The organism is Massilia sp. BHUDP2, assembly GCF_046236355.1.
Lineage (GTDB): Bacteria > Pseudomonadota > Gammaproteobacteria > Burkholderiales > Burkholderiaceae_D > Telluria > Telluria varians.
Genome location: NZ_JBJUVW010000001.1, coordinates 165,125 through 190,510, shown reverse-complemented (window position 1 = coordinate 190,510; position 25,386 = coordinate 165,125). Strand labels below are relative to the sequence as shown.

The 25,386-nt window shown below is 64.7% G+C and carries 25 protein-coding genes; 11 read left to right on the top strand and 14 right to left on the bottom strand.

Translation table 11 applies throughout. The annotated features are described in order from the left end of the window. Position 1 precedes the first annotated feature (1 nt). From ACK6C6_RS00870 to ACK6C6_RS00845, 6 genes are all read right to left on the bottom strand, one after another. The gene (locus tag ACK6C6_RS00870; protein WP_036213180.1) at positions 2-898 is read right to left on the bottom strand and encodes a phosphoribosylaminoimidazolesuccinocarboxamide synthase; all 897 of its coding nucleotides are present in this window, start codon (positions 896-898) and stop codon (positions 2-4) included. Positions 899-1,041: 143 nt separating this feature from the next. Further along, positions 1,042-2,106, bottom strand: coding sequence for a class II fructose-bisphosphate aldolase (gene fba / locus ACK6C6_RS00865; protein ID WP_036213183.1), 1,065 nt, complete (start codon positions 2,104-2,106; stop codon positions 1,042-1,044). Positions 2,107-2,125: 19 nt separating this feature from the next. Beyond that, positions 2,126-3,586 carry a pyruvate kinase gene (pyk, locus tag ACK6C6_RS00860; RefSeq protein WP_152571001.1) on the bottom strand — a complete coding sequence of 487 codons (1,461 nt, stop codon included), beginning with the start codon at positions 3,584-3,586 and terminating at the stop codon, positions 2,126-2,128. Positions 3,587-3,668: 82 nt separating this feature from the next. Further along, positions 3,669-4,877 carry a phosphoglycerate kinase gene (locus ACK6C6_RS00855; RefSeq protein ID WP_409265418.1) on the bottom strand — a complete coding sequence of 403 codons (1,209 nt, stop codon included), beginning with the start codon at positions 4,875-4,877 and terminating at the stop codon, positions 3,669-3,671. Positions 4,878-4,919: 42 nt separating this feature from the next. Beyond that, positions 4,920-5,264 carry an AzlD domain-containing protein gene (locus tag ACK6C6_RS00850; RefSeq protein WP_409265417.1) on the bottom strand — a complete coding sequence of 115 codons (345 nt, stop codon included), beginning with the start codon at positions 5,262-5,264 and terminating at the stop codon, positions 4,920-4,922. Then, on the bottom strand, positions 5,257-6,018 hold the full coding sequence (locus ACK6C6_RS00845) for an AzlC family ABC transporter permease (RefSeq protein WP_409265416.1): 762 nt from the start codon (positions 6,016-6,018) through the stop codon (positions 5,257-5,259). Before ACK6C6_RS00845 ends, ACK6C6_RS00850 begins: the two co-directional genes overlap by 8 nt. Positions 6,019-6,231: 213 nt before the next feature. Between ACK6C6_RS00845 and ACK6C6_RS00840 the strand changes: the two genes are divergently transcribed. From ACK6C6_RS00840 to ACK6C6_RS00830, 3 genes are read left to right on the top strand one after another with little or no spacing between them, the layout of a single operon-like run. Next, positions 6,232-6,426, top strand: a complete 195-nt coding sequence (locus ACK6C6_RS00840) for a zinc-finger domain-containing protein (protein ID WP_027865446.1) — start codon at positions 6,232-6,234, stop codon at positions 6,424-6,426. Positions 6,427-6,461: 35 nt separating this feature from the next. Beyond that, a complete protein-coding gene (locus tag ACK6C6_RS00835) occupies positions 6,462-7,448 on the top strand; it encodes a YheT family hydrolase (protein ID WP_409265415.1) in 987 nt (328 codons plus the stop codon). Between the two features lie 4 nt (positions 7,449-7,452). After that, entirely contained in the window at positions 7,453-8,028 is a 576-nt protein-coding gene (locus ACK6C6_RS00830; RefSeq protein WP_036213198.1) for a DUF2946 family protein, read from the top strand. 1 nt (position 8,029) lies between these two features. Here ACK6C6_RS00830 and ACK6C6_RS00825 read toward each other — a convergent pair whose 3' ends face one another. Further along, a complete protein-coding gene (locus ACK6C6_RS00825; RefSeq protein ID WP_409265414.1) occupies positions 8,030-9,574 on the bottom strand; it encodes a M48 family metalloprotease in 1,545 nt (514 codons plus the stop codon). Positions 9,575-9,699: 125 nt separating this feature from the next. Between ACK6C6_RS00825 and moaC the strand changes: the two genes are divergently transcribed. After that, on the top strand, positions 9,700-10,203 hold the full coding sequence (gene moaC / locus ACK6C6_RS00820) for a cyclic pyranopterin monophosphate synthase MoaC (protein ID WP_409265413.1): 504 nt from the start codon (positions 9,700-9,702) through the stop codon (positions 10,201-10,203). 14 nt (positions 10,204-10,217) lie between these two features. On the opposite strand, the gene ACK6C6_RS00815 is transcribed toward moaC, so the two are convergent. Further along, a complete protein-coding gene (locus ACK6C6_RS00815) occupies positions 10,218-11,180 on the bottom strand; it encodes a MerR family transcriptional regulator (protein ID WP_409265412.1) in 963 nt (320 codons plus the stop codon). Positions 11,181-11,305: 125 nt separating this feature from the next. On the opposite strand from ACK6C6_RS00815, the gene ACK6C6_RS00810 reads away from it, so the two are divergent. The 3 genes from ACK6C6_RS00810 to ACK6C6_RS00800 all read left to right on the top strand — a co-directional run bounded on the left by ACK6C6_RS00810 (position 11,306) and on the right by ACK6C6_RS00800 (position 14,811). Then, positions 11,306-11,761: a fasciclin domain-containing protein gene (locus ACK6C6_RS00810; protein ID WP_209587198.1), complete on the top strand. Its 456-nt coding sequence runs from the start codon at positions 11,306-11,308 to the stop codon at positions 11,759-11,761. A 169-nt stretch (positions 11,762-11,930) separates the two neighbouring features. Continuing rightward, entirely contained in the window at positions 11,931-12,644 is a 714-nt protein-coding gene (locus ACK6C6_RS00805; RefSeq protein ID WP_409265410.1) for a flagellar brake protein, read from the top strand. Between the two features lie 97 nt (positions 12,645-12,741). Continuing rightward, positions 12,742-14,811, top strand: a complete 2,070-nt coding sequence (locus ACK6C6_RS00800) for a prolyl oligopeptidase family serine peptidase (protein WP_409265408.1) — start codon at positions 12,742-12,744, stop codon at positions 14,809-14,811. An 80-nt stretch (positions 14,812-14,891) separates the two neighbouring features. On the opposite strand, the gene ACK6C6_RS00795 is transcribed toward ACK6C6_RS00800, so the two are convergent. From ACK6C6_RS00795 to recA, 6 genes are all read right to left on the bottom strand, one after another. Continuing rightward, positions 14,892-15,377: a pilin gene (locus tag ACK6C6_RS00795; RefSeq protein WP_409265406.1), complete on the bottom strand. Its 486-nt coding sequence runs from the start codon at positions 15,375-15,377 to the stop codon at positions 14,892-14,894. Between the two features lie 323 nt (positions 15,378-15,700). Next, positions 15,701-16,582: a succinate--CoA ligase subunit alpha gene (gene sucD, locus ACK6C6_RS00790; protein WP_036213214.1), complete on the bottom strand. Its 882-nt coding sequence runs from the start codon at positions 16,580-16,582 to the stop codon at positions 15,701-15,703. Between the two features lie 18 nt (positions 16,583-16,600). Then, positions 16,601-17,770, bottom strand: a complete 1,170-nt coding sequence (gene sucC / locus ACK6C6_RS00785; protein WP_036213217.1) for an ADP-forming succinate--CoA ligase subunit beta — start codon at positions 17,768-17,770, stop codon at positions 16,601-16,603. Between the two features lie 71 nt (positions 17,771-17,841). Continuing rightward, complete coding sequence (locus tag ACK6C6_RS00780; protein WP_036213220.1) at positions 17,842-18,417, bottom strand: DUF2889 domain-containing protein; 576 nt, start codon at positions 18,415-18,417, stop codon at positions 17,842-17,844. A gap of 499 nt (positions 18,418-18,916) precedes the next feature. Further along, positions 18,917-19,375: a recombination regulator RecX gene (recX, locus tag ACK6C6_RS00775; RefSeq protein WP_409265405.1), complete on the bottom strand. Its 459-nt coding sequence runs from the start codon at positions 19,373-19,375 to the stop codon at positions 18,917-18,919. A 22-nt stretch (positions 19,376-19,397) separates the two neighbouring features. Next, the gene (gene recA / locus ACK6C6_RS00770) at positions 19,398-20,480 is read right to left on the bottom strand and encodes a recombinase RecA (RefSeq protein WP_281910773.1); all 1,083 of its coding nucleotides are present in this window, start codon (positions 20,478-20,480) and stop codon (positions 19,398-19,400) included. Between the two features lie 239 nt (positions 20,481-20,719). Here recA and ACK6C6_RS00765 point away from each other — a divergent pair, with 239 nt between their 5' ends. From ACK6C6_RS00765 to ACK6C6_RS00750, 4 genes are read left to right on the top strand one after another with little or no spacing between them, the layout of a single operon-like run. Next, complete coding sequence (locus tag ACK6C6_RS00765) at positions 20,720-21,421, top strand: response regulator (protein ID WP_409265404.1); 702 nt, start codon at positions 20,720-20,722, stop codon at positions 21,419-21,421. After that, a complete protein-coding gene (locus ACK6C6_RS00760) occupies positions 21,418-22,992 on the top strand; it encodes a sensor histidine kinase (RefSeq protein ID WP_409265402.1) in 1,575 nt (524 codons plus the stop codon). The genes ACK6C6_RS00765 and ACK6C6_RS00760 overlap by 4 nt, the downstream gene beginning before the upstream one ends. Next, positions 22,982-23,287 carry a DUF4212 domain-containing protein gene (locus ACK6C6_RS00755; protein ID WP_051996750.1) on the top strand — a complete coding sequence of 102 codons (306 nt, stop codon included), beginning with the start codon at positions 22,982-22,984 and terminating at the stop codon, positions 23,285-23,287. The genes ACK6C6_RS00760 and ACK6C6_RS00755 overlap by 11 nt, the downstream gene beginning before the upstream one ends. Further along, the gene (locus tag ACK6C6_RS00750; RefSeq protein ID WP_409265401.1) at positions 23,284-25,356 is read left to right on the top strand and encodes a sodium:solute symporter family protein; all 2,073 of its coding nucleotides are present in this window, start codon (positions 23,284-23,286) and stop codon (positions 25,354-25,356) included. The genes ACK6C6_RS00755 and ACK6C6_RS00750 overlap by 4 nt, the downstream gene beginning before the upstream one ends. Positions 25,357-25,386: the final 30 nt, after the last annotated feature.

Genomic DNA, 25,386 nt, shown 5'->3' with positions numbered 1-25,386 from the left:
CTCAGGCCTTCAGCTTCTCGCCGGTGAGGCGTTCGATGGCTTCGAAATACTTGGCCTGGGTCTTTTCGATGACGTCCTGCGGCAGGGCCGGGGCCGGGGCGGTCTTGCCCCAGTCGGTCAGGGTTTCCAGGTAGTCGCGCACGAACTGCTTATCAAAACTCGGCGGCGACATGCCCGGCGCGTAGGAGTCGGCCGGCCAGAAGCGCGAGGAGTCGGCGGTCAGGACTTCGTCCATCAGGTGCAGCACGCCATTGTCGTCCAGGCCAAATTCGAACTTGGTGTCGGCGATGATGATGCCGCGGGTGGCGGCGTATTCGGCGGCGGTGGTGTAGAGCTGGATGCTGATGTCGCGCATCTTGGCGGCGAGTTCCTTGCCGATGCGGTTTTCCATTTCCTCGAACGAGATGTTCTCGTCGTGTTCGCCGATGTCGGCCTTGGCGGCCGGGGTGAACAGCGGCTGCGGCAGCTTGTCGGCCTGGCGCAGGCCGGCGGGCAGCTGGATGCCGCAGACGGCGCCGCTTTCCTGGTAATCCTTCCAGCCCGAGCCGATGATGTAGCCGCGCACGACGGCTTCGACCAGGATCGGCTTGAGGCGCTTGGCCACGACGGCGCGGCCGCGCACCTGCTCGACTTCATCCGGGGCCACCACGCTTTCCGGCGCCACGCCGGTCAGGTGGTTCGGCACGATGTGGCCGAGCTTCTCGAACCAGAAGTCGCTCATCTGGTTCAGCACCATGCCCTTGCCGGGAATCGGCTCGTTCATGACCACGTCGAAGGCCGACAGGCGGTCGGTGGTGACGATCAGGATCTTGTCGTCGCCGACAGCGTAGTTGTCGCGCACCTTGCCGTGACCGAGCAATGGCAGGGACTTGATGGTGGATTTGTAGAGGCTGTTCATAGAAGGGATATCAGGGAAACAGAGCCGGAGAAGGCCTCCGGTGAAGGCGTCCAGGCCGGGGGTGGCCTGGACCGAATGCGACATTTTACGTCAATTCAGATTGTCTCACCGCCCCTGGGGCGGTAAGACAATGGACGCACTGCTTACTGGACGATCTGGGCCAGCTCGCCTGCCTTGTAGCGCTCGGCCATCTTCTCCAGCGGCACCGGCTTGATCTTGGCAGCCATGCCTTCGCAGCCGAAGGACAGGTAGCGCGCCTTGCAGATCTCGGTGGCGGCTTCGCGGGCCGGCTTCAGGTAGTCGCGCGGGTCGAACTTCGACGGGTTCTGGAACATGTACTTGCGGATCGCAGCGGTCATGGCCAGGCGGATGTCGGTGTCGATGTTGATCTTGCGCACGCCGTGCTTGATGCCTTCCTGGATCTCTTCGACCGGCACGCCGTAGGTCTCTTTCATGTCGCCGCCGAATTCGCGGATGATCGCCAGCAGTTCCTGCGGCACCGACGAGGAGCCGTGCATCACCAGGTGGGTGTTCGGGATGCGGGCGTGGATTTCCTTGATGCGGTCGATCGCCAGGATGTCGCCGGTCGGCTTGCGGGTGAATTTGTAGGCGCCGTGCGAGGTGCCGATGGCGATGGCCAGGGCGTCGCACTGCGTTTTGGCGACGAAGTCGGCGGCCTGGGCCACGTCGGTCAGCAGCTGCTCGCGGGTCATGGTGCCGTCGGCGCCGTGGCCGTCTTCCTTGTCGCCCTTCATGGTCTCCAGCGAACCGAGCACGCCCAGTTCGGCTTCGACCGTCACGCCGATCGAGTGCGCGAATTTCACGACTTCACGCGAGACTTCGACGTTGTATTCGTAGGAAGCGACCGACTTGCCGTCGGCCTCGAGCGAACCGTCCATCATCACCGACGAGAAGCCCGAACGGATCGCGGCCATGCAGACCGCCGGCGACTGGCCGTGGTCCTGGTGCATGACGACCGGGATGTGCGGGTAGGCTTCGACGGCGGCGTCGATCAGGTGACGCAGGAAGGCTTCGCCTGCGTATTTGCGGGCGCCGGCCGAGGCTTGCATGATGACCGGGCTGCAGGTGGCGTCGGCGGCGGCCATGATGGCCTGCACCTGTTCCAGGTTGTTGACGTTAAAAGCCGGCAGGCCATAACCGTTTTCGGCGGCATGGTCCAGCAGTTGACGCAGCGATACGAGTGCCATGGTTGATTACTCCAAACAATTAAGAAACTATTTCGTCCAGCTCGCCCACGCGCACGATCTTGAGCGCATTGGTGCCGCCGGCCTGCCCCATCGGCGAGCCCCAGGTCACGACGATCAGGTCGCCCTTGCGCACCATGCCTTCGCGAATCAGGACCTCTTCGGCCTTGCGCAGCACCGCATGGCTGCCACCTTCCTGAAGCAGGTGGAATGCTCGCACGTTCCGGTACAGCGATGCCTTGCGCTGCGTCGTCTGCAGCGGGGTCAGGGCGAAGATCGGGGTGTCGATCGAGTGGCGGCTCATCCACAGTGCGGTCGAGCCCGATTCGGTCAGCGCCACGATCGCCTTCACCTTCAGGTGATGGGCCGTGAACAGGGTGCCGTAGGCGATCGACTGGTCGATGCGGGTGAACTGGACATTCAGGAAATCTGCATCCTGCTTGTTGTATTCGGATTGTTCGGCCTCGAGGCAGATCGCGGCCATCATTTCGACGGTCTCGACCGGGTACTTGCCCGATGCGGTCTCGGCCGAGGTCATCACGGCGTCGGTGCCGTCCAGCACGGCGTTCGCCACGTCCGAGACTTCGGCGCGGGTCGGCACGGCGTTGACGATCATCGACTCCATCATCTGGGTCGCGGTGATGGCCAGCTTGTTGGAGGCGCGCGCCATCTTGATCATGCGCTTCTGCAGCGCCGGCACGGCCGCGTTGCCCACTTCCACCGCCAGGTCGCCGCGCGCGACCATGATGCCGTCCGAGGCGTCCAGGATTTCCTGCAGCACGGGGATGGCTTCGGCGCGCTCGATCTTGGCGATCATCATCGGCTTGTGGCCGTAGGGCTCGCCGGCGATGTTGGCCAGCTGGCGCGCCATTTCCATGTCGGTGGCGTTCTTCGGGAAGGAGATCGCCAGGTAGTCGGCCTGGAAGCTCATCGCGGTCTTGATGTCTTCCATGTCCTTCGAGGTCAGGGCCGGCGCGGTCAGGCCGCCGCCCTGGCGGTTGATGCCCTTGTTGTTCGACAGCTCGCCGCCCACCTTCACGGTGGTGAAGATCTCGTGGTTGACCACCTTGTCGACGATCAGCACGATCAGGCCGTCGTTCAGCAGCAGCTTGTCGCCCGGCTTGACGTCGCGCGGCAGGGCCTTGTAGTCGAGGCCCACGCGGTCCTGGTTGCCCAGCTCGCCATTCTCGCCCCAGCGGGCGTCAAGGATGAACTTGTCGCCGTTGTTCAGGAAAATCTTGCCCTCTTCAAACTTGCCGACGCGGATCTTCGGACCCTGCATGTCGGCCATGATCGCCACTTCGACGCCGCATTCGGCAGCCGCGCGGCGCACCAGGGCGGCGCGGTCGATGTGGTCCTGCGCCTTGCCATGCGAGAAGTTCAGGCGCACGACGTCGACGCCGGCGCGGATCATGCGGACGAGGATGTCGAAGTCGGTCGATGCCGGGCCGATGGTGGCAACGATCTTGGTGGCGTTGTACAGGGGGCGCGCAGCTTGCATGTGTCTGGAATCCTTGGTTCTGAAAAGAGAAGCGCAGCCACTGGGCTGCGCTGGTACTGATTACTTATTGTTTGGATTTACGCTGGAGCAGGATCTCGACTGCCGGCAGGGTCTTCCCTTCCAGGAACTCGAGGAAGGCGCCGCCGCCGGTCGAGATGTAGCCGATCTGGTCGCCGATGTCGTACTTGGCGATCGCGGCCAGGGTGTCGCCGCCGCCGGCGATCGAGAAGCCGTTCGACTTGGCGATGGCCATCGCCAGGGTCCTGGTGCCTTCGGCGAACTGGTCGAATTCGAACACGCCCACCGGGCCGTTCCAGACGATGGTGCCGGCCTTGGCCACCTGCTCGGCCAGCATGGCGGCGGTCTTCGGGCCGATATCCAGGATCATGTCGTCGTCCGCCACGTCGGCCACGTCCTTGACGGTCGCAGCCGCGGTCGGGCTGAATTCCTTGGCGCAGACCACGTCCACCGGAATCGGCACTTGCGCGCCGCGCGCGGCCATCATGTCGATGATCTGCTTGGCCTCACCGACCAGGTCGTTCTCGACCAGCGACTTGCCGATGTTCAGGCCGACGGCCTTCATGAAGGTGTTGGCGATGCCGCCGCCGACGATCAGGTTGTCCACCTTGCCGGCCAGGCTCTGCAGGATGGTCAGCTTGCTCGACACCTTCGAGCCGGCCACGATGGCCAGCAGCGGACGGGTCGGCTGGCCCAGGGCCTTGCCCAGCGCATCCAGCTCGGCTGCCAAGAGAGGGCCGGCCACGGCCACCGGCGCGAACTTGGCGATGCCGTGGGTGGTGGCTTCGGCGCGGTGCGCGGTGCCGAAGGCGTCGTTGACGTAGACGTCGCACAGCTTGGCCATCTTCTGGGCCAGCTCGTCGCTGTTCTTCTTTTCGCCCTTGTTGACGCGGCAGTTTTCCAGCAGCACAACCTGGCCCGGCGCGACATCCACGCCATCGACCCAGTTCTGCTTCAGTTCCACCGGCTGGCCGAGCAGCTCGGACAGGCGCGCGGCGACCGGCGCCAGGCTGTCTTCCGGCTTGAACTCGCCTTCGGTCGGACGGCCCAGGTGCGAGGTGACCATCACGGCGGCGCCGGCCTTCAGGGCAGCCTGGATCGCGGGCACGGAGGCGCGGATACGGGTGTCTTCGGTGATATTGCCAGCGTCATCCTGCGGCACGTTCAGGTCGGCGCGGATGAATACGCGCTTGTTCTTCAGCGCATCGCGGTCGATCAGGTCTTGCAAACGGGTGAAACTGAGAACGTCGTCCATTGGCTAGTCAACAATGAAAAAGTGAAAAAACGTCATTGTACATTAGCCCGGGGCCCCAAAAACGTGTAGGACGCGCAACAGTGTGAATACCAGCATGCCGAAGATGATCGTCATCAGCATGCTGCGGCGCCACAGGTAGAAAGCCAGGGCGGCGAGCGCCGCGATCAGCTTGGGATTGGCCAGCGTGAGCTGGGTCTGGCCCTGGGTGTCGATCAGCAGGTCGGGCCCGATGATGGCGGCCAGCGCGCAGGCCGGCGCATAGCGCAGCATCTCCTGCACCCGCGGCGGGATGGTGACGCGGTGGCCGATCAGCCAGAACGAGCTGCGGGTGGCGGCGGTGGCGACGCACAGCACGCCGATGGTGAGCCAGATTTCCCAATCAGCCATTGCGTGCCTTTCGTTTTGCGAGGGACTCTTCGACAAACATCGAAGTGACCATGCCGACCAGGACGGCCAGCAGCAGCCCGAGCTTGTACGGCAGGCCGTAGGCCAGCACCGAGACCGCAATGGCGACCGCGACGCCGCACAGCGCCGCATTGTTGATGATGAGCGGCACCATGATGCACAGGATCGCCAGCGTGCCGGCAAAGCCCAGCCCCCATTCGGTCGGAATGGCGCTGCCCAGGAAAATGCCGGTCAGCGAGCCGATCTGCCAGGCGAACCAGTTCGGGTACATCAGCCCCTTCAGGTAAGACAGTTTGCCGGCCACGCGTTCGGCAGTCGGATAGCGCTGCAGGAACATCGCCACGGTCAGGTCGCCGGAGACGTAGCCGAGCAGGAAGCGCTGGCGCCAATGCAGGTGCGCGAAGTGCGGGCCCAGCAGTGCGGAGAAGATGACGAAGCGCAGGTTGACGACCAGGGCGGTGGCGAAGATGACCCAGATCGGTGCGGCGGCGGCAATCAGGGGAAGTGAAGCGAGCTGGGCGGATCCGGCGAAGACCAGCAGGGTCATGCCGACCGCCTGCGCGGCGGTCAGGCCGCTCTTGACCATCGCGATGCCCACCACCAGGCCCCAGGCGCCGATGCCGAACAGCGAAGGCAGGCCGGTCTTGAAGCCCTCGCGCCAGGCGGCGGGGTCGTGGGCTTCGGTGGGCTCCGTGGTGACAGCGGCTTGCTGGCCCGGCGGCAGGGCCGGGGTCATGTTGTTTTCCTGCAACTGCCGTAGGGGGCGGATGCGGCGACGGGCTTGAAACGGTCGGGCATGAAACGCATGTAAGGGTGCGGCGCCAGGCTGGCAGCGCAATGCCCCCGGGCTCGTTTATGATCAGCTGGTAATTCTACCGATCATTTCGATATGCAGGTTGAATCGGATAGAATCTTGTCTTTGCCATTTCCCTTTTATGGAGAAAAACAGATGAACCAAAAGACGATGCCTGTGGTGGAACTCGAGGCCAAAGACCTGCCGGCACACTGCCCGAATCCGGCAATGCCGCTGTGGTCCTCGCACCCGCGCGTCTTCCTCGATTTCGACCACCACGGCGATGCCAAGTGCCCGTACTGCGGCACCCAGTACCGCCTGGCCCCGGGCGTCGAGCTCAAGCACCACTGATCTTCCCGGTGCGGCGCCAGCCGCACCGATCTTCCATGCACTACCGCGCGCCCGCATGGCTGCCTGGCGGCCACCTCCAGACCATCTATCCGGCGACCTGCGTCGCCAAACCGCCCGTCGCCTACCGGCGCGAGCGCTGGAGCAGCAGCGACGGCGATTTCATCGATGTCGACTTCGTCGACGGCCAGCCGGGCAAGCCGCTGGTCGTGCTGTTCCACGGCCTGGAAGGCTCGTCCAACAGCCATTACGCGCGCTCGCTGATGGCGGCGCTGCGCGCACGCGGCTGGTCCGGCGCGGTGCCGCACTTCCGTGGCTGCTCGGGCGAAGCCAACCTGATGCCGCGCTTCTACCATTCCGGCGACGCGGCGGAAGTCGACTGGGTGCTGAGGAAGCTGCATGCACGTGCCCCCGGTCCCCTGTTCGCGGCGGGCGTGTCCCTGGGCGGCAATGCGTTGCTGCGCTGGCTGGGCGAATCGGGCCATGGGGCGGACATCGTCGAGGCCGCCTGCGCGGTGTCGGCGCCGCTCGACCTGGCGCGCGGCGGCGAAGCGCTGTCGTCCGGCTTCAACATGCTGTACACGCGCATGTTCCTGCAGACGCTCAAGCCCAAGTGCCTGGCCAAGCTGGAACGCTATCCCGGCCTGTTCGACCGCAGCGCCCTGATGGCGGCGCGCGACCTCTACGCCTTCGACAACGTGGTGACCGCGCCGCTGCACGGCTACAAGGACACCGACGACTACTGGCACCGCGCCAGCGCCCGCCACGTGCTGCACGAGATCACCGTGCCGACCCTGGTGCTCAACGCCCGCAACGACCCCTTCCTGCCCGGCCGGCACTTGCCCCAGTCCGCCTCGAAAGCGGTGACGCTGGAGTATCCTGACGAAGGTGGGCACGTCGGTTTCGCCGTGGGTCCCTTCCCCGGACGGATCGACTGGCTGCCGCGGCGCATCCTGGCCTTCTTCGACAGCGCGGCACCTGCCGCAAGCCGCGCGCCCGGCGCGCTCGAACCATGCGAAGCTTGAGACTATGGACGACATCGTAAAACAGGCAATGGCCAAGTGGCCGAACGTACCGCACTGCTACGGCTGGCTGGCGCTGGATGCGCGCGGCAACTGGCGCATGCGCGACGAGGCGGCGCAGCGCGCCAATGCGCCGGGCGACAAGCTGGCGAATGCGGCGCTGGTGGGCTTCATCAACCGTAACTACGCGCACGACGACAAGGGCCGCTGGTATTTCCAGAACGGTCCGCAACGCGTGTACGTGAACCTGGAAGCGACGCCCTTCATCGCGCGCACCGACCCAAGCCAGGGCTTCGTGCTGCAGACCGGCCAGGCGCTGGCGGCGGTGGAAGCGGCCTACATGACCGATGCCGGCGCCGTGATCCTGCAGGCCGGCGAGATCGTCGCCCAGCTCGACGACCGCGACGTGGCCCAGGTGCTGGCGCGCATGGAGCTCGACGGCCAGCCGGCCTCGGTGGAAGCGATCATGGCCTGGCTGGAGGACGACTCGGCCGAGCTGACGCTGGACCGTGTGAAAGTGGAACGCTTGTCGGCCGATGCGCTGCAACGCCGCTTCGGCTACGTGCAAGCGCCCGGGACCTGATCTACGGGAAGTCCTTCTCGGTTTCCTTCTCGGCCTTCTGGCGCGCCTTCAGCTCGCGCTCGCGCGCATCGATGACGGCCTGATCATAGAAGGACACGTCGCCGGCCTTGCGCGCCAGGTCGAGCTGCGCCACCGCTGCCGGCAGCGCGCCCGCCAGCGCATACGATTCGGCCAGCGCCATGTGCTGCAGGGCGATCTTGCCCTGCTTGGCATAGGTGCGCGCCAGCATGTCGTGCAGCTTCGGTTCCTCGCGGTAGAGCTGGGTCTGGTCGCGCAGGTAACGGGTGGCCTCCTCGAACTTGCCGGCCGCGATCAGCGCCTCGCCGTACTGGCGCGCGATGGCCCTCGACAGCGGATAGCGCTGGCGCGCGGCATCGGCTTCCTGCACCGCCTGCTCGGCCATCGCCGGCCCCTGGCCGGGCGCCAGCTTGATCTCGACGGACAGCCCGGCGAACATCGCCGCGCCGTCGCCGGCGTTCGATTCGGCCGACAGGACACCCTCCTTCGGCTTGACGGTGGCGCGCGCCTTGTCGAGCCATTCCTGGGCCTCGACCAGGTTCCCCTGGCGCAGCGCCAGCAGCGACAACCCGTACTGCGCGCCTGCCTGCAGGTGGCGGTGCGATTCCTTGAGCTGGGCGTCGAACGCGTTCTTCGCCTCGCGGCGGCCGCCGACGCTCTCGTCCTGCAGCACGCGGGCACGCGCGCGCACCAGCTGGAAGTCGAGGTTGTCGACGCGCGCCTTTTTCGGCATCTCGCGGATGCGCGCCTGCATGTCGGTGATGCGCTCGGCCGTCAGCGGGTGGCTGCTCAGGTGGGCCAGGTTCGCGGGGATGTCGCCCGACAGCTTGGTGGCGCTCTGCAGGCGCCTGAAGAAGCCGACGATGCCGGTGACGTCAAAGCCGCCCGCGCCCATGATCTGGAAACCGACGCGGTCGGCCTCGCGCTCGGCCTCGCGGCTGAAATTGAGCTGGCGCTGCACGGCCAGGCCCTGCCCGCCCATCAGGACGCCCATTGCGGCATCGGAGCTTGCCTTGGCGGCCAGCGCGGCCAGGATCATCGAAGCCAGCGGCAGCAGCACGTCCTGCTTCTGCTGCCCGATCATGCGGGCGATGTGGCGCTGCGACACGTGGCCGATCTCGTGCGCCATCACGCCGGCCAGCTCCGACTCCTTCTGCGCCGCCACGATCAGGCCCGTATGGGCGCCGATGAAGCCGCCCGGCAGGGCGAAGGCGTTCAGGTTCACGTCGCGCATGGCGAAGAAGGTGAAATCGGCATTGGTCTCGCCGCGCGAGCCGGGCACCGAGGACAGCAGCGTGTTGCCGAGGTTGTTCAGGTACTCGGTGATCTGGTCGTCGTCGAGATAGCCCGGGTCGCGCCGGACGTCGCGCATGATCTCTTCGCCGAGCTTGCGCTCGAGTACTGGCGACAGGTCCTGGCGCGCGGTGTCGCCAAGCGTCGGCAGGCGCAGGTTGTTCGGCTTTTGAAGTGGCTCGGCGGGGGCGGCAATGGCGAGGGCGGCCGCCGTGCACAGGGCAATGGCGGTCAACGCAGGGCGCCAGCGGCGCGCCGATGCTGGGCGGGGAGCGTAGTTCACAATGCTATGATAACCCTATCCGCAGCCGCGTTGCTGCACGGCGAAACACTTTGTTCCACAACCTTATTGGGTTAGCAATGAGCACTTCCACCCCGCCCGCAGAGCACCTGACCCACTTCGACGCCACCGGCCAGGCCCACATGGTCGACGTCGGCGCCAAACAAGATACCCACCGCATCGCCGTGGCGGCCGGCAGCATCCGCATGGAGCCGGAGACCCTGGCGCTGATCCAGTCGGGCAACGCGAAAAAGGGCGACGTGATCGGGATTGCCCGCATCGCCGCGATCATGGCCTCCAAACGGACCAGCGACCTGGTGCCGCTGTGTCATCCGCTGCCGATCACGCGGGTGGCGGTGGATTTCGAGGTGGACGCGGCGGCCAGCAGCGTGCATTGCCGGGCGCAGGTCGAGACCATCGGCAAGACCGGGGTCGAGATGGAAGCGCTGACCGCGGTGCAGGTTGGTCTCTTGACCATCTACGACATGTGTAAGGCGGTCGATCGCGGGATGGTGATGACGAATGTGCGGGTGCTGGAGAAGCACGGGGGCAAGAGCGGCGACTGGACGGCCGCGCTGTCCTAACGCAGCCGGCACTCTCAAGCGCGGTTCGTCACCACGGTGATGCCTTCGGCAAGCGCGAGCCGCTCCAGGGCGTCCTCCAGCAGGGCGCGGGCCTGACCCGCGCTGCGTTGCAAGCTCGCGTGAAGTTCGGCATCTTCCGGGCTGCGTAGCGCGCACTGGGCGCTGTAGCGCTCGAAACTCCCGACGGTCATCAAGACCTCGGCCAGATGCCGCGGGCACTCGCAAGCCAGACGCCCGCTTGTTTGTGCCAGCATCGATAGTGTTTCGTCTCCATAGCGCGGCGCAGGCGCGGACGGTGGTGTGTGGGACAGGGGTATCCGCTCTCCCTGCATCGCAAGCCGACACAAGGGCAGGAGTTCACTCAAGTCGGCAGGCAGGCGGGCCACCAGGCAGCCGGCGTTGCGCAAGGCCCGGATCGTTGCGCCCGACGAAAAACGGTACAGCACCAGGATCGCGGCCGGAATGCGTCCGCGCAGGGCCTCAATGCGGGGCAATACCGTATCGTCCAGTTCCGCCTTCTCGACAATTAACACCTCTCCATCATCGTCGACTTTTTCCTGATCCAACTCGGCCAGCGTGGCACAGCGCAGGCGCAGGTCGAGCCCGATCGCATCGGTGCCGAGTGCGACCAGCCTGCGCGGCAAGCTTGCTCCCACGACCACCGCACGTATCGGTACAGCCGACAACGAGACCTGTACTGGATTGTGCTGCTCGAACATCGATTCCAACTGTTGACGAGACAAGCTGGCCAGCAAGCCGATGCCGTGCCCTTGATCGACCAGTAGCTTGAGCAAGGCAAGACGCTCCACTTGCTCGGTCGAGTAGAGACGCTGACCGTGCGAAGAGCGCCTGGTGTCCGATAGTTGGTAGCGCCGCTCCCACACACGCAATGTTTCGACCGGCAGACCGGCCATGCGCGCCGCCGTGCCGGCACGATAGACAACCGTCTGATGAACCGCATTTTCGGAAGAGCTCATGTCAATGCCCCGTTTTTGAACCATTTAATTTCCAGATTATAGGTTCACGCCTTAGACATTTCGTCAAAATTTTCTATATTATCGGGACAAGTTCATTTCATTTACCCCACCACCAGGAGCGCATCATGAAACGACTCTTCCTCGCAGTCCCGTTTGCTCTGGCCCTCGGCTCGGCCCAGGCTGCCGATATCGTCGACACCGCCAAGTCGGCCGGCAGCTTCAATACGCTGGTCACCGCCGTGCAGGCAGCTGGCCTGGTCGACACCCTGAAAGGTCCCGGTCCGTTCACGGTGTTCGCGCCGACGGATGCGGCATTCGCCAAGATTCCGAAGGCGAAGCTGGACGCCCTGCTCAAGGACAAGGAAGCATTGACGAAGGTCCTGACCTACCACGTGGTTCCAGGCAAGGTGATGGCGGCGGACGTCAAGCCGGGCATGGTCAAGACCGTCGAGGGCAATGCGTTCAAGGTCAGCACCAGCGGCGGCAAGGTCATGGTCGACAAGGCCACTGTGACGAAAACCGACATCGCGGCGGACAATGGCGTCATCCACGTGATCGATACGGTCATCATGCCGAAGTAAGCCATGTTCCCACCGCAGATCACAGCATCGGCGGTGGTTTCCGTGACGTCTCTCTGCCCACAATCTCACCAATATTCACCATTCGAATAGGCAATGTCAGCATACATGTAAGCTGATATGATGCCGCCTCCCGCACGTCGTCCCGACGGCGAATCTGGCCCCGCATCGCATGACCACCGAACAAGCCCGCGAACTCAAGCCCCAGGAATTCGAGTTCGAAACCATGAACCTGCAGGTCGGCGTCCGGCTGCAGGTGATGACCCACCGGCACCTCAAGCCGGCCCAGTATTTCTCGACCCTGATCGGCTACGTCAAGGACGAATACCTCATCATCAAGATTCCGACCGAGAACGGCGCGCCGATCGCCATGACGGAAGGCGATCCGCTAACGATCCGGGTGTTTTCAGGGGTGAACGTGTGCTCGTTCGCGTGCTCGGTCGAGCGGGTCTTCCCGCGGCCGCTGAACTACGTGCACCTGTCCTTCCCGACCGCGATCCAGGGCACCAGCCTGCGCGGTGCGATGCGGGTCAGGGCCGACATTCCGGCGCGTGTATTCAAGACAAGTGGGGCGGCGTCACCGATCGCCTGTACGCTGGCCAACGTCTCGGTGACCGGGGCCAGGATCGATTCGAACTATCCGCTGCCGGCCGACAGCGAAGTGCTGACGCTGGCGTTCACGCTGGCGACCCCGCCCACCAACGAGGAAGTGCCGGTGGAGACCCTGGCCGCGATCCGGAACATGACGGTCACCCGGCCGGCGCCGAACAAGCCCGATGTCTACAGCTACGGCGTCCAGTTCGTCGACCTCGATCCGGTGCACTACACCCTGCTGCAGAACATGACCTACGAGGCGCTGCTGGCGGACCGGCTCAAGATCGTCTAGGGAGGCGCCTTCCGCCGCTCCAAATGATGTCCATGGTAAATTGCCGGCCTGCGTAAGCAGCGCCCTGCTGCTTGCCAGATGACAACAAGGATGGAGCATGAATATTCGTTTGTCGGGTTTGCTGCCAATGGCGGCGGCGGCCCTTGTCGCGACGAGCGCGAGCGCCGCGCCGCGCGGCTTTACCGTGGAAGACCTGGTGAACATGGAACGGGTGGGCAGCCCGGCCGTGTCGCCCGACGCCAGCCGCGTCGTTTACACCGTGCGCAGCACCGACATGAGCAAGAACCGCGGCCACACCGAACTGTGGATGCTCGACCTGCGCACTGTCGGGGCGGCGCCGCAGCGCCTGACCACTCACGGTTCCAGCAGTACCGAACCGGAATGGTCGCCGTCTGGCGACGCCATCTATTTCCTGTCCTCCCGTTCGGGTTCGTCGCAAGTGTGGCGCCTTCCGATTGTCGGCGGCGCGGCGGGCGAGCCGGTGAAGGTCACCGACCTCCCCCTCGACGTGGAGAGCTTCCGCATCTCGCCGGCAGGCGACCGCCTGGCGATGAGCCTGTCGGTCTTCCGCGACTGCGCGGATCTCGCCTGCACCAAACAGCGCCTTGACGCGAAGGACAAGGACAAGAGCAGCGGCAAGCTGTATGACCGCCTGTTCGTACGTCATTGGGACACCTGGAAGGACGGACGCAACAATGTGCTGTTCTCGGCGCCGCTCGACAGCGCCGGCAAGGCGGGCGGCGTGCCGGTTGCGCTATCGGGCTCGCTCGACGGCGACGTACCCTCGAAGCCCTTCGGCGACCGCGAAGAGTTCCGCTTCAGCCCGGACGGCAAGACCATCGTGTTCGCGGCCCGCATCGCCGGCAAGACCGAGGCCTGGTCGACCAACTTCGACCTGTACACCGTGCCGGCCGCTGGCGGCGTCCCGCGCAACCTTACGGCCGACAACCCGGCCTGGGATACCAAGGGCGTGTTTTCGCCTGACGGGAAAACCCTTGCCTACCTGGCGATGGCGCGTCCCGGCTTCGAGGCCGACCGCTACCAGGTGATGCTGATGGATGTGGCCAGCGGCGCAAAGCGCAAGCTGGCTGCCGATTGGGACCGCTCCGCTGGCAGCCTGCACTGGCGTGCCGACGGCAAGGCCCTGATCGTCGATGCCGAAGACCTGGGCCAGCACCGGCTGTTCTCGCTCGACGTCGCGAGCGGCAAGGTGACGGCGCTGACCGACAAGGGCGCGGTCGGCGCCTTCGACGTGCGCGGCAATACGGTGGTCTATACCCAGGCCAACCTGGCCTCCGGCGCGCAGCTGTTCGCCATGCAGCCCGGCGGCCGGCCAAGACAGCTGACCAGGCTGAACGCCGAGCGCCTGGCCGACGTGCGCTGGGGCGAGTACGAGCAGTTCAGCTTTGCCGGGGCCAATGGCGAGACGGTGTACGGGCACGTGATGAAACCCTGGAATGCCGAACCGGGCAAGAAGTACCCGATCGCCTTCCTCGTGCACGGCGGGCCGCAGGGCAGCTTCGGTAACGGCTGGAGCTATCGCTGGAATCCCCAGGTGTATGCTGGCGCGGGCTATGCCACCGTGTTCATCGACTTCCATGGCTCGACCGGCTACGGCCAGAAATTCACCGACTCAATCAGCGGCGACTGGGGCGGCAAGCCGCTGGTGGACCTGCAGAAGGGCCTGGACGCGGCCGCGAAAAAGTTCCCATGGCTCGACCGCGAACGCAGCTGCGCCCTGGGCGCATCCTACGGCGGCTACATGATGAACTGGATCGCGGGGAACTGGAACGACGGCTTCCGCTGCCTGGTCAACCACGACGGCGTGTTCGACAGCCGCGGCATGGCCTACTCGACCGAGGAACAGTGGTTCACTGACTGGGAAAACGGCGGCGCCTATTTCGCGGCGCCCGACAAGCACGAACGCTTCAATCCGGTCCACCACGTCAACAAGTGGGAGACGCCGATGCTGGTGATCCAGGGCGACCTCGATTTCCGCATCCCGACCGCCCAGGCGCTCGGCACCTTCACGGCGCTGCAACGTAAAGGCATCGATAGCCAGCTGCTGGTGTTCCCGGACGAGAACCACTGGGTGCTCAAACCGGCGAACTCGGTGCAGTGGCATCACACGGTGATGAACTGGCTGGATCGCTACCTGAAGAAGTAATGCTGTAAACGAAAAAGAGACCGCCGTGGCGGTCTCTTCGAACGATCGCCATCGCGATCGTTCCCTTACGACATGGAGGCTTATTCCGGGGTCGTAGCCGCGGCCAGATCGCAACCTGCCGGCTTGTACTCATCCTTGGAGAAACCGGCAGTCACGCACGAGTAGGTGCCGGCAGCGCTGCGGCTCAGGGTGATCTTTGCGGTACCTGCGGTGCCGATACGGCCTGGGCTCGAAATGGTGCAGCTCAGTGCAGCCGCTGCAGCGCCGTCCGTGCCCGGAGCGGTAGCTTCGATCGTGTCGCAGTTACCGGTCTTGGCAGGCAGGCCAGCCTTGGCCAGGTAGCCAGGACCATCCGTTGCGCTGCCTTCAACGAAAGCCATTTCGTAACCGGTCTTGCCCGCTGCGATGTCGGCGTAGGCAGCAGCTGCCTTGCCCTTGGCGATGTAGTCCTGGTAGGCCGGGATTGCCACGGCAGCCAGGATACCGATGATCGCGACGACGATCATCAGTTCGATCAGGGTGAAACCGCCTTCAGCTTTTTTGGTTTGCATTTGCTTGATGTTCATTTCTATCTCTCCAGGGTGGTGTTTCGGGTAATTGGGTTACTGCTTGTTGCCACGCTTTCCTATATGCAAGGCGTATGCCAGCCCCAAAAATGCTGATTTTATTAGTAGGGAGATAAGGAAATGCCGTGCCAGGACAGGTTTTGGCTTGAGGAGTGACAAAATTTGTCACTCGAGCTCAGCAATTTTTGTCAGCTGGACAGTTTATGGAACGTAATTTGTCATGCATACCGAGGGCCCTGGTCATGGCATGCCAAAAATTTACCGAGTGGTAAAAAAAACGGGGAGCTCACGCTCCCCGTTTTCGTCGACCTTGAACTGCCGGATTACAGCATGGCCTTCAGCAGGCGCGCCATTTCCGACGGGTTCTTGGTGACCTTGATGCCGCAGGCTTCCATGATTTCCAGCTTGGCTTGTGCGGTATCGGCGCCGCCCGAGATCAGCGCGCCGGCGTGGCCCATGCGCTTGCCCGGAGGCGCGGTGACGCCAGCGATGAAGCCGACGACCGGCTTCTTCATGTTGTCCTTGATCCACTGAGCAGCGTTCGCCTCGTCCGGGCCGCCGATCTCGCCGATCATGATGACCGCGTCGGTGTCAGGATCGTCGTTGAACATGCGCATCACGTCGATGTGCTTCAGACCGTTGATCGGGTCGCCGCCGATGCCGACTGCCGACGACTGGCCCAGGCCCAGGGCGGTCAGCTGGCCGACTGCTTCATAGGTCAGGGTGCCCGAGCGCGACACGACGCCGATACGGCCCTTCTTGTGGATGTGACCCGGCATGATGCCGATCTTGATTTCGTCCGGGGTGATCAGGCCTGGGCAGTTCGGGCCCAGCAGCAGGGTCTTGGAGCCGGCCTTGGCCATGCGATCCTTGACTTCCATCATGTCACGGACAGGGATGCCTTCGGTGATGCAGATGGCCAGGTCCAGCTCGGCTTCAACGGCTTCCCAGATGGCGGCGGCTGCGCCTGCCGGCGGAACGTAGATCACCGACACGGTGGCGCCGGTTTCCGACTTGGCTTCCTTGACCGATGCGTAGATCGGGATGCCTTCGAAATCTTCGCCGGCTTTCTTCGGGTTCACGCCTGCCACGAAGGCTTCACGGCCGTTCGCGTAGTCGCGGCACATGCGGGTGTGGAACTGGCCGGTCTTGCCGGTGATACCTTGGGTGATGACTTTGGTGTCTTTGTTAATCAGAATCGACATTTTTATTTCCTTCGCGAATTAGGCTTGGCCAGCGGCAGCGGCAACGACCTGCTTCGCTGCGTCTTCCATGGTGTCGGCGGAGATGATCGGCAGGCCCGAATCGGCCAGCATCTTCTTGCCCAGGTCTTCGTTGGTGCCCTTCATGCGGACGACCAGCGGCACTTGCAACGACACGGCCTTCGATGCGGTGATGACGCCTTCGGCGATCACGTCGCAGCGCATGATGCCGCCGAAGATGTTGACCAGGATGGCTTTCAGGCCCGGGTTCTTCAGCATGATCTTGAATGCTTCGGTGACCTTTTCTGCGGTCGCACCGCCGCCCACGTCCAGGAAGTTGGCCGGCTCGCCGCCGAACAGCTTGATGGTGTCCATGGTGGCCATGGCCAGGCCGGCGCCGTTCACCAGGCAGCCGATGTTGCCGTCCAGCGAGATGTAGGCCAGGTCGAACTTCGATGCTTCGACTTCAGCCGGATCTTCTTCGTCCAGGTCGCGGTAGGCGACGATTTCCGGGTGACGGAACAGGGCGTTCGAGTCGAAGTTGAACTTGGCGTCCAGGGCGATGACCTTGCCCGAACCGGTCAGGATCAGCGGGTTGATTTCGGCCAGCGATGCGTCGGTTTCCCAGTAAGCCTTGTACAGGCCTTGCAGGTTGGTGCGCGCGTCGACGATCGACGCTTCCGGCACGCCGATCTTGCGGGCGACGTCGTCGGCCTGCTCATCGGTCAGGCCGACCGACGGTTCGATCACGACGTTGTGGATCTTTTCCGGGTTGCTGTGCGCGACTTCTTCGATGTCCATGCCGCCTTCCGACGAGGCCATCAGCACGACCTTCTGGGTGACGCGGTCGGTCACCAGGGAAACGTACAGTTCCTTCTTGATGTCAGCGCCTTCTTCGATCAGCAGGCGGCGGACTTTCTGGCCTTCCGGGCTGGTCTGGTGCGTGATCAGCTGCATGCCCATGATCTGGTCGGCGTATTCCTTGACCTGTTCCAGCGACTTGGCAACCTTGACGCCGCCGCCCTTGCCGCGGCCGCCTGCGTGGATCTGCGCCTTGACGACCCAGACCGGGCCGCCCAGCTCTTCAGCTGCCTTCACGGCCTCTTCCACGTTCATGCACGGAATGCCGCGCGGAACGGTCACTCCGAATTTTCGGAGGATTTCTTTGCCCTGATACTCATGGATTTTCATGCTGGCTTCCCTTCTTATCTATGTACTGAATGAGTAATACGGTTGAATTACAAAATGACAAACAGCGAATCCTAACCCGACACGGCTTTGATCGACCAGCGGGGATAGTAGGTGGCCACGGCCGGTCCGTCGCTGCGCAGCGCATGGCAACGGTCGAGCTCGAAAGGCCGTTCGGCCGCGCTTTTATTCGCATCTGCGTCGGCGCCGCCGCGATCGTCGAACACGTCGTCGGCGTAGGCCTGCAGCGCTGCGGTAGGCAGCACCTGGGCCAATTCGGTCAGGTGGGTGCAGCCGAGCACGCCGGACAGGCGGTCTTTCAGGTGCAGCCGGAAGTGGTTCATGAGCGACAGGCCGACCAGCTTTTTGTAAGCAGGGCCGATGGTCTCGCAAAAACCGGGATACGGAACGGAATCGGACGCGGCTTCGGCGTCCACGATGGTCAGCTTGCGGTCGATGGTGACGCGCAGCTTGAGGTCGTGTACAGGCATGCCGCCCGGTCGATCACCGGAAGGCAGCGAAATGTCACGGGTTTTGACGTCGCGGATACTGGCGTCCAGATCCCACAGGCCATCGTCGCGCGCATAGGCTTCGACGGTGATGGCGCGCGTATGCCGGAGCGAGCGCGATACGGGAGGAGACAGGGGCATAAAAACCAATGCCGCTTACGCGGCGGTTAGTGGTGCAGCCAGTGTGCTTCATGCACGTTGCCGTAGCTTCTACGACAACAACCGCTCATGCGGCGCTGCTTAAACCGTGAAAGTTTAGCACACGGCGTTGGCGGTTGCACTGCAACAGCGGCCTTTTTGCTGCACTGCAGGCAAGATCGGACGGGTTTCTTGCTGAGCCGTCAATATTGCTTTGGCTGGACGGGTCTGTCGGGTTGGCAAGACCAATCTCGACAGCGGCACGCCGCAGTCGCTCCGTAAACGCACAGCGCCAGCGTGCAGCGCCATCGTCCGTTGAGGAATATGCCTGGGCATATCGGGGATGACGCTCCACGCTGGCGCCGGAGCCATGCTTCTCTATATAGGGAGCGCAAGAATCGAAGGGTGATACATCAGGCCTGCGGCCACGCCTGGCATATCGTCAGAGCAAGCCTGGGGCCAGGCCGGCTCGTCAGGGCAACAGGCTCGAACTCCAGCCTGTTTACAGCTCGTCGTCGTCGGGAGCGCCCTGCATTGCGATCCGTGCAGCGCGTTGGGAGAAACCACGCTGCAGCATGAAACGCATCTGCTTGGCACGCTCAGCCGCATCGGCGGCGACGGTGCCGAACTTGCGCCGCCAGACTTCGGCGGCGCGTGCGGTTTCGCTGTCGGCGAGCGCGGCCTTGATCTCATCCAGCGCTTCACCGTTGACGCCGTGGCTTTGCAGCTCGGCCATCACGCGGCTATTGCCGAAGCGGCTTGCCTTCCTGTGGATCAGGGATTCGGCAAAACGCTCCTGCGACAGCCAATTGTTCTTCTCAAGGAAATCCAGGAGGGCTTCCACGTCATCGCCCTCCTCGGCATAACGGGCCAGCTTGCGCCCCAGCTCGAGCCGGCTGTGCTCGCGCATCGACAAGTAGCGAAGCGCGCGCGCTTTCAAGCTCAGCTGGGGTGCAGGCATAGGCACTCTACAAGCCCGGCGATTACTCGCCGACTGCCTTCAGCTTGTCCTTGCCGCTGTCTTCGACAGCAGCCAGGACCGGCGGCAGCTCGCGCACGCCCAGCGCAGCACGGACCTTGTTCTCGATTTCGCGTGCCAGTGCCGGACGCTCTTTCAGGAACTGACGGGCGTTGTCCTTGCCCTGGCCGATGCGTTCACCGTTATAGCTGTACCACGAACCCGACTTCTCGACGATCTTGTTGTCGGCGCCCAGATCCAGGATTTCGCCTTCGCGCGAGGTGCCTTCTCCGTACAGGATGTCGAAGTGGGCTTCCTTGAACGGCGGCGCGATCTTGTTCTTGACGACCTTGACCTTGGTTTCGTTACCGATCACTTCGTCGCCCGACTTGATCGAGCCGGTACGGCGGATGTCCATGCGCACCGAGGCGTAGAACTTCAGCGCGTTACCGCCGGTGGTGGTTTCCGGGCTGCCGAACATCACGCCGATCTTCATACGGATCTGGTTGATGAAGATGACCAGGGTATTGGTACGGTTGATCGAGCCGGTCAGCTTGCGCAGCGCCTGCGACATCAGTCGCGCCTGCAGGCCCGGCAGCGAGTCGCCCATGTCGCCTTCGATTTCGGCGCGCGGGGTCAGTGCCGCCACCGAGTCGATGACCACGAGGTCGACCGAGCCCGAACGCACCAGCGCGTCGGTGATTTCGAGGGCTTGCTCGCCGGTGTCCGGCTGCGAGATCAGCAGGTCGCCCAGGTTGATGCCCAGTTTTTGCGCATAGGTCACGTCAAGCGCGTGCTCGGCGTCGATGAAGGCGCAGGTGCCGCCCAGTTTCTGCATCTGGGCGATGGTCTGCAGCGTCAGGGTGGTTTTACCCGACGATTCCGGACCGTAGATCTCGACGATACGGCCGCGCGGCAGGCCACCGACGCCCAGCGCGATGTCCAGGCCCAGCGAGCCGGTAGAAACAGTCTGGACTTCCTCGACCGGTGCGCTGGTGTCCATGCGCATGACCGAGCCCTTGCCGAACTGCTTTTCAATTTGCGCCAGGGCGGCGGCCAGCGCCTTGCCCTTTTCAGCGGCGTTTACTGCGGTTTTTTTGTCGTCCATGGTGTACTTTCAGCTGTGGAGTAGGCAAGGTAGGGGCGCTACCACGCAAATCAAGGTCACTACTGTATAAAAACTCAGTGGTTTGAACAAGCGGAATCAAGCCACTACTGTATATAAATCCAGTGGTTTAGGCAAGCGAAAAAAGTCGCGGTGTTGCTGTCTGTAAGACTCGCATTGTTGCGATAAATCAAACACAATAGGGCCTGTCAAAGGTCTAACGAAATACCGAAGGTGGTCCCATGCGAATTCTGCTCGCCGAAGATGATAGCGTACTTGCCGATGGGCTAACACGTTCCCTGCGCCAGTCCGGCTATGCCATCGATTGCGTCAAGAACGGCCAGGATGCCGATACGGCCCTGTCCACCCAGGAGTTCGACCTCCTGATCCTCGACCTTGGCCTGCCCAAGCTGTCCGGCCTGGAAGTGCTGCGCCGCCTGCGCGCGCGTTCCTCGCTGCTGCCGGTACTGATCCTCACCGCCGCCGACTCGGTCGAGCAGCGCGTCGAGGGCCTCGACCTCGGCGCCGACGACTACATGGCCAAGCCTTTCGCCCTGTCCGAGCTGGAGGCGCGGGTGCGCGCCCTCACCCGCCGCGGCGCCGGCGGCGGCCCGGCCGTGGTCCGCCACGGCCCGCTGGTGTACGACCAGGTCGGCCGCAGCGCCTACATCAACGACCAGATGCTCGACCTGTCGGCGCGCGAGCTCGGCCTGCTGGAAGTGCTGCTGGCGCGCACCGGGCGCCTGGTCTCGAAGGAGCAGCTGGTCGACCACCTGTGCGAATGGGGCGAGGAAGTCTCGAACAACGCCATCGAGGTCTACGTGCACCGCCTGCGCAAGAAAATCGAGGTCGGCGGCGTGCGCATCGCCACCGTGCGCGGCCTCGGCTACTGCCTCGAAAAATACTCCGACGTCCCGCGCGCGACGGCTCCAGAGAACAAGTGAACGAGCGCGACGCCGGGCTTGCCGACACGCCTCCGGGCGCGGGGCAGGACGCGTCCCTGCCCGCCGAGCGCCGGCCTTGGGTCCCGCCCAATCCCGAGCCCGACGAGAACATCCGCCATTCGCTGTTCGGCGAGATCCTCGACTGGATGCTGGCCCCGCTGCTGCTGCTGTGGCCGATGAGCATCGCGATTACCTACCTGGTGGCCAAGTCGATCGCCAACCAGCCTTTCGACGACGCGCTGGAAGACCGCGTCACCGTGCTGTCGCAGCAGATCCGCACGGTGGCCGGCCGGCCCGAGGTGCAGCTGCCCGGCAGCGCGACCGACGTGCTGCGCGCCGACGACGTCGACAGCGTCTACTTCCAGATCAGCGGGCCGGACGGCGCCCACCTCGACGGCGACCGCGACCTGCCGCGCCCGCGCAAGGGCATGCTCGAGGAAGGCGCCCACGGCGGCGCCGTGCTCTTCCGCAATGACAACATCCACGGCACGCCGGTACGCGTCGCCTATTCCTGGGTCAACCTCGATCCGCTGCGCGCGCGTCCAACGGGCACGCCCCCCAGCCTGGCCCTGGTGCAGGTCGCAGAAACCCTCGACAAGCGCGCCCACCTGGCCAACGAGATCATCAAGGGCGTGATCCTGCCCCAGTTCATCATCCTGCCGGTGATCCTGGCGCTGGTCTGGTTCGCGCTGTCGCGCGGCCTGTCCCCGCTGGCCGAGCTGCAGGAGCGCATCCGCGCGCGCCCGCAGGACGACCTGTCGCCGATCGACCCGCGCCAGGTGCCGGAAGAGATCTCGCCGCTGGTCGGCTCCTTCAACGACATGCTCGAGCGCCTGGCCCAGACCGTCGAGATGCAGAAGCGCTTCATCGCCGACGCCGCGCACCAGATGAAGACCCCGCTGGCCGGCATGCGCATGCAGTCGGAGCTGGCGCTGCGCCAGGTCGACCCGGGCGAGATCCACCGCTCGCTCGAGCAGCTGGCCAAGAGCTCGGAATCGGCCACGCGCCTGGTCAACCAGCTGCTGGCCCTGGCCCGCGCCGAGAACCAGCCGCATGCCGGCCTCGCTTTCGAGGAAATCGACCTGGCCCAGCTGGCCCGCGCCACCGTGCAGGACTGGGTGCAGGCCTCGTTCGCGCATGGCATCGACCTCGGCTACGAATCGCCCGATGCGCCTGCGCACGAAACCCTGCACATCGCCGGCAACGCGCTGATGCTGCGCGAACTGCTGTCGAACCTGATCGACAACGCGCTGCGCTACACCCCGCAGGGCGGCAGCGTGACGGTGCGGGTGCGGCGCGACGGAGAACACGCCCTGCTCGAAGTCGAGGACACCGGTCCCGGCATCGCGCCGAGCGAGCGTGCCAACGTGTTCGAACGCTTCTACCGCATCCTCGGCAGCAACGTGCAGGGCAGCGGCCTGGGGCTGGCGATCGTGCGCGAGATCGCGCAGCAGCACGGCGCCGAGATCGACATCTTCAACAACCCGCGCAGCCACTCGTCCAAGTATCCCGGCAGCCTGTTCCGCCTGACCTTCCCGCCTCCTGTCCATGAACCCATCGATGCCGACTGATTCCCCGCCTACGCCGAGCGATCCGCACGCGCGCCTGGCCGCCGCCCGCGCCGCGCACTGGCAGGCGACGCGCCGGCTGACCGCGGCGCTGCTGGTGGTGTGGCTGTGCACGGGCTTTTGCACCGTGTTCTTCGCGCGCGAGCTGTCGCGCTTCACCCTGTTCGGCTGGCCCATGTCCTTCTACATGGCGGCTCAAGGAGCGTCGCTGGTGTCGCTCGCCGTGATCGTGTTCTACGCCTGGCGCATGCGCCGGCTCGACCGCCTGTACCCCGACGCCGCGCGGGAGAGCGCATGAGCGCGAACAAGCCGCCCTACTTCCGCAAGCTGTCGCGCTACTACCTCTGGTATACCGCCTGCTTCGCCCTGTTCCTGCTGGCGCTGGCCCTGCTCGAGCAGGAAGGCATGCCGCGCCTGTGGATCGGCTACATCTTCATGTTCGCGACCATCGTCCTCTACGCCACCATCGGCGTGGTGGCGCGCACCTCGAACGTCACCGAATACTACGTGGCCGGGCGGCGCGTGCCGGCCCTGTTCAACGGCATGGCCACGGCGGCCGACTGGATCTCGGCGGCCAGCTTCATCAGCCTGGCCGGCGGCCTGTACCTGTACGGCTTCGACGGGCTGGCCTACATCATGGGCTGGACCGGCGGCTTCGTGCTGGTGGCCCTGCTCATCGCGCCCTACCTGCGCAAGTTCGGGCAATACACCATCCCCGACTTCCTGGCGGTGCGCTACGGCGGCGGCGCCGGCGGACGCGGCGGGCCGGTGCGGGCGCTGGCGGTGGCCGCCACCATCCTGGTCTCCTTCACCTACGTGGTGGCCCAGATCTACGCGGTCGGCCTGATCGCCTCGCGCTTCACCGGCGTCGATTTCTCGGTCGGGATCTTCCTGGGCCTGGCCTCGATCCTGGTCTGCTCGTTCCTAGGCGGGATGCGCGGCATCACCTGGACCCAGGTGGCCCAGTACATCATCCTGCTGGTCGCCTTTTTGATCCCGAGCATCTGGCTAGCGGCCAAGCATGCCGACAATCCCATTCCCCAGGTGGCCTATGGCTCGCTGTTACAGAAGCTGGCCGCGCGCGAGCAGCAGCTGGAAAAGGACCCGCGCGAGGAACAGGTGCGGGCCGAGTTCCGGCGCCGTGCCGACGAATACGCGGCGCGCCTGGCCGCCCTGCCGGCCTCGTGGGAGACGGGCCAGCTGGAAGCGCAGCGCAACCTGGCCGCGGTACGCGCCAGCAATGCCTCGCTGGTCGAGGTGCGCCAGGCCGAGCGCGCCCTGAACACCTATCCCGGTTCGGCCGACGAGGCGCGCGCCCTGTGGCTCGAGCAGCGCGACGCCAACCTGGCGCGCGCCCGCCCGCCGGTGCCGCACACGGTGCCCTTCCCCGGCGCCACCGAAGAGGAATCGGACAAGCGCCGCAACAACTTCCTGGCCGTGGTGTTCTGCCTGATGTTCGGCACCGCCGCCCTGCCCCACATCCTGATGCGCGCCTATACCACGCCCTCGGTGAACGAGACCCGGGTGTCGGTGTTCTGGACCCTGTTCTTCATCCTGTTGATCTACCTGACCATCCCGGCGCTGGCGGTGCTGGCCAAGTACGACATCTATACCGCACTGGTGGGCAGCGATTTCTCGTCGCTGCCCACCTGGGTCTCGTACTGGGCCAGCGTGGACAAGGTCAGTCCCCTGCTCAGCATCGCCGACGTCAACCGCGACGGCGTGGTGCAGCTGGCCGAGATCGCGATCGACGCCGACGTGCTGGTGCTGGCCACGCCCGAGATCGGCGGCCTGCCCTACGTGATCTCGGGCCTGGTGGCGGCCGGCGGCCTGGCCGCGGCGCTGTCCACGGCCGACGGCCTGCTGCTGGCGATTTCCAACGCGCTCTCGCACGACGTGTACTACAAGATGGTCGATCCGGGCGCCTCGACCCAGAAGCGGGTGACGATCTCCAAGCTGCTGCTGCTGGCGGTCGCCTTCATCGCGGCCTATACCGCCTCGCAGAAACCCGCCGACATCCTGTCCCTGGTCGGCGCGGCGTTCTCGCTCGCCGGTTCGACGCTTTTTCCGGTGCTGGTGCTGGGCGTGTTCTGGAAGCGCGCCAACCACATGGGAGCGATGGCGGGCATGGTCACCGGCTTCCTGGTCTGCCTGTGGTACATGCTGCGCGCCAGCCCGACCCTGGGCGGCAGCCTGGACCAGTCCTGGCTCGGCATCCAGCCGCTGGCGGCCGGCGTGTTCGGGGTGCCGGCGGGCCTGCTGGCCACAGTGGTCGGCAGCCTGCTGAGCGCACCGCCGAGCCATGCGAGCATGGGCATGGTGGATTACATCCGGGCGCCCGAGGAAGAGACAGCGGGCAAGCCCTGAGGCGTATGCGCCACGGCAGGCATGCCGTAT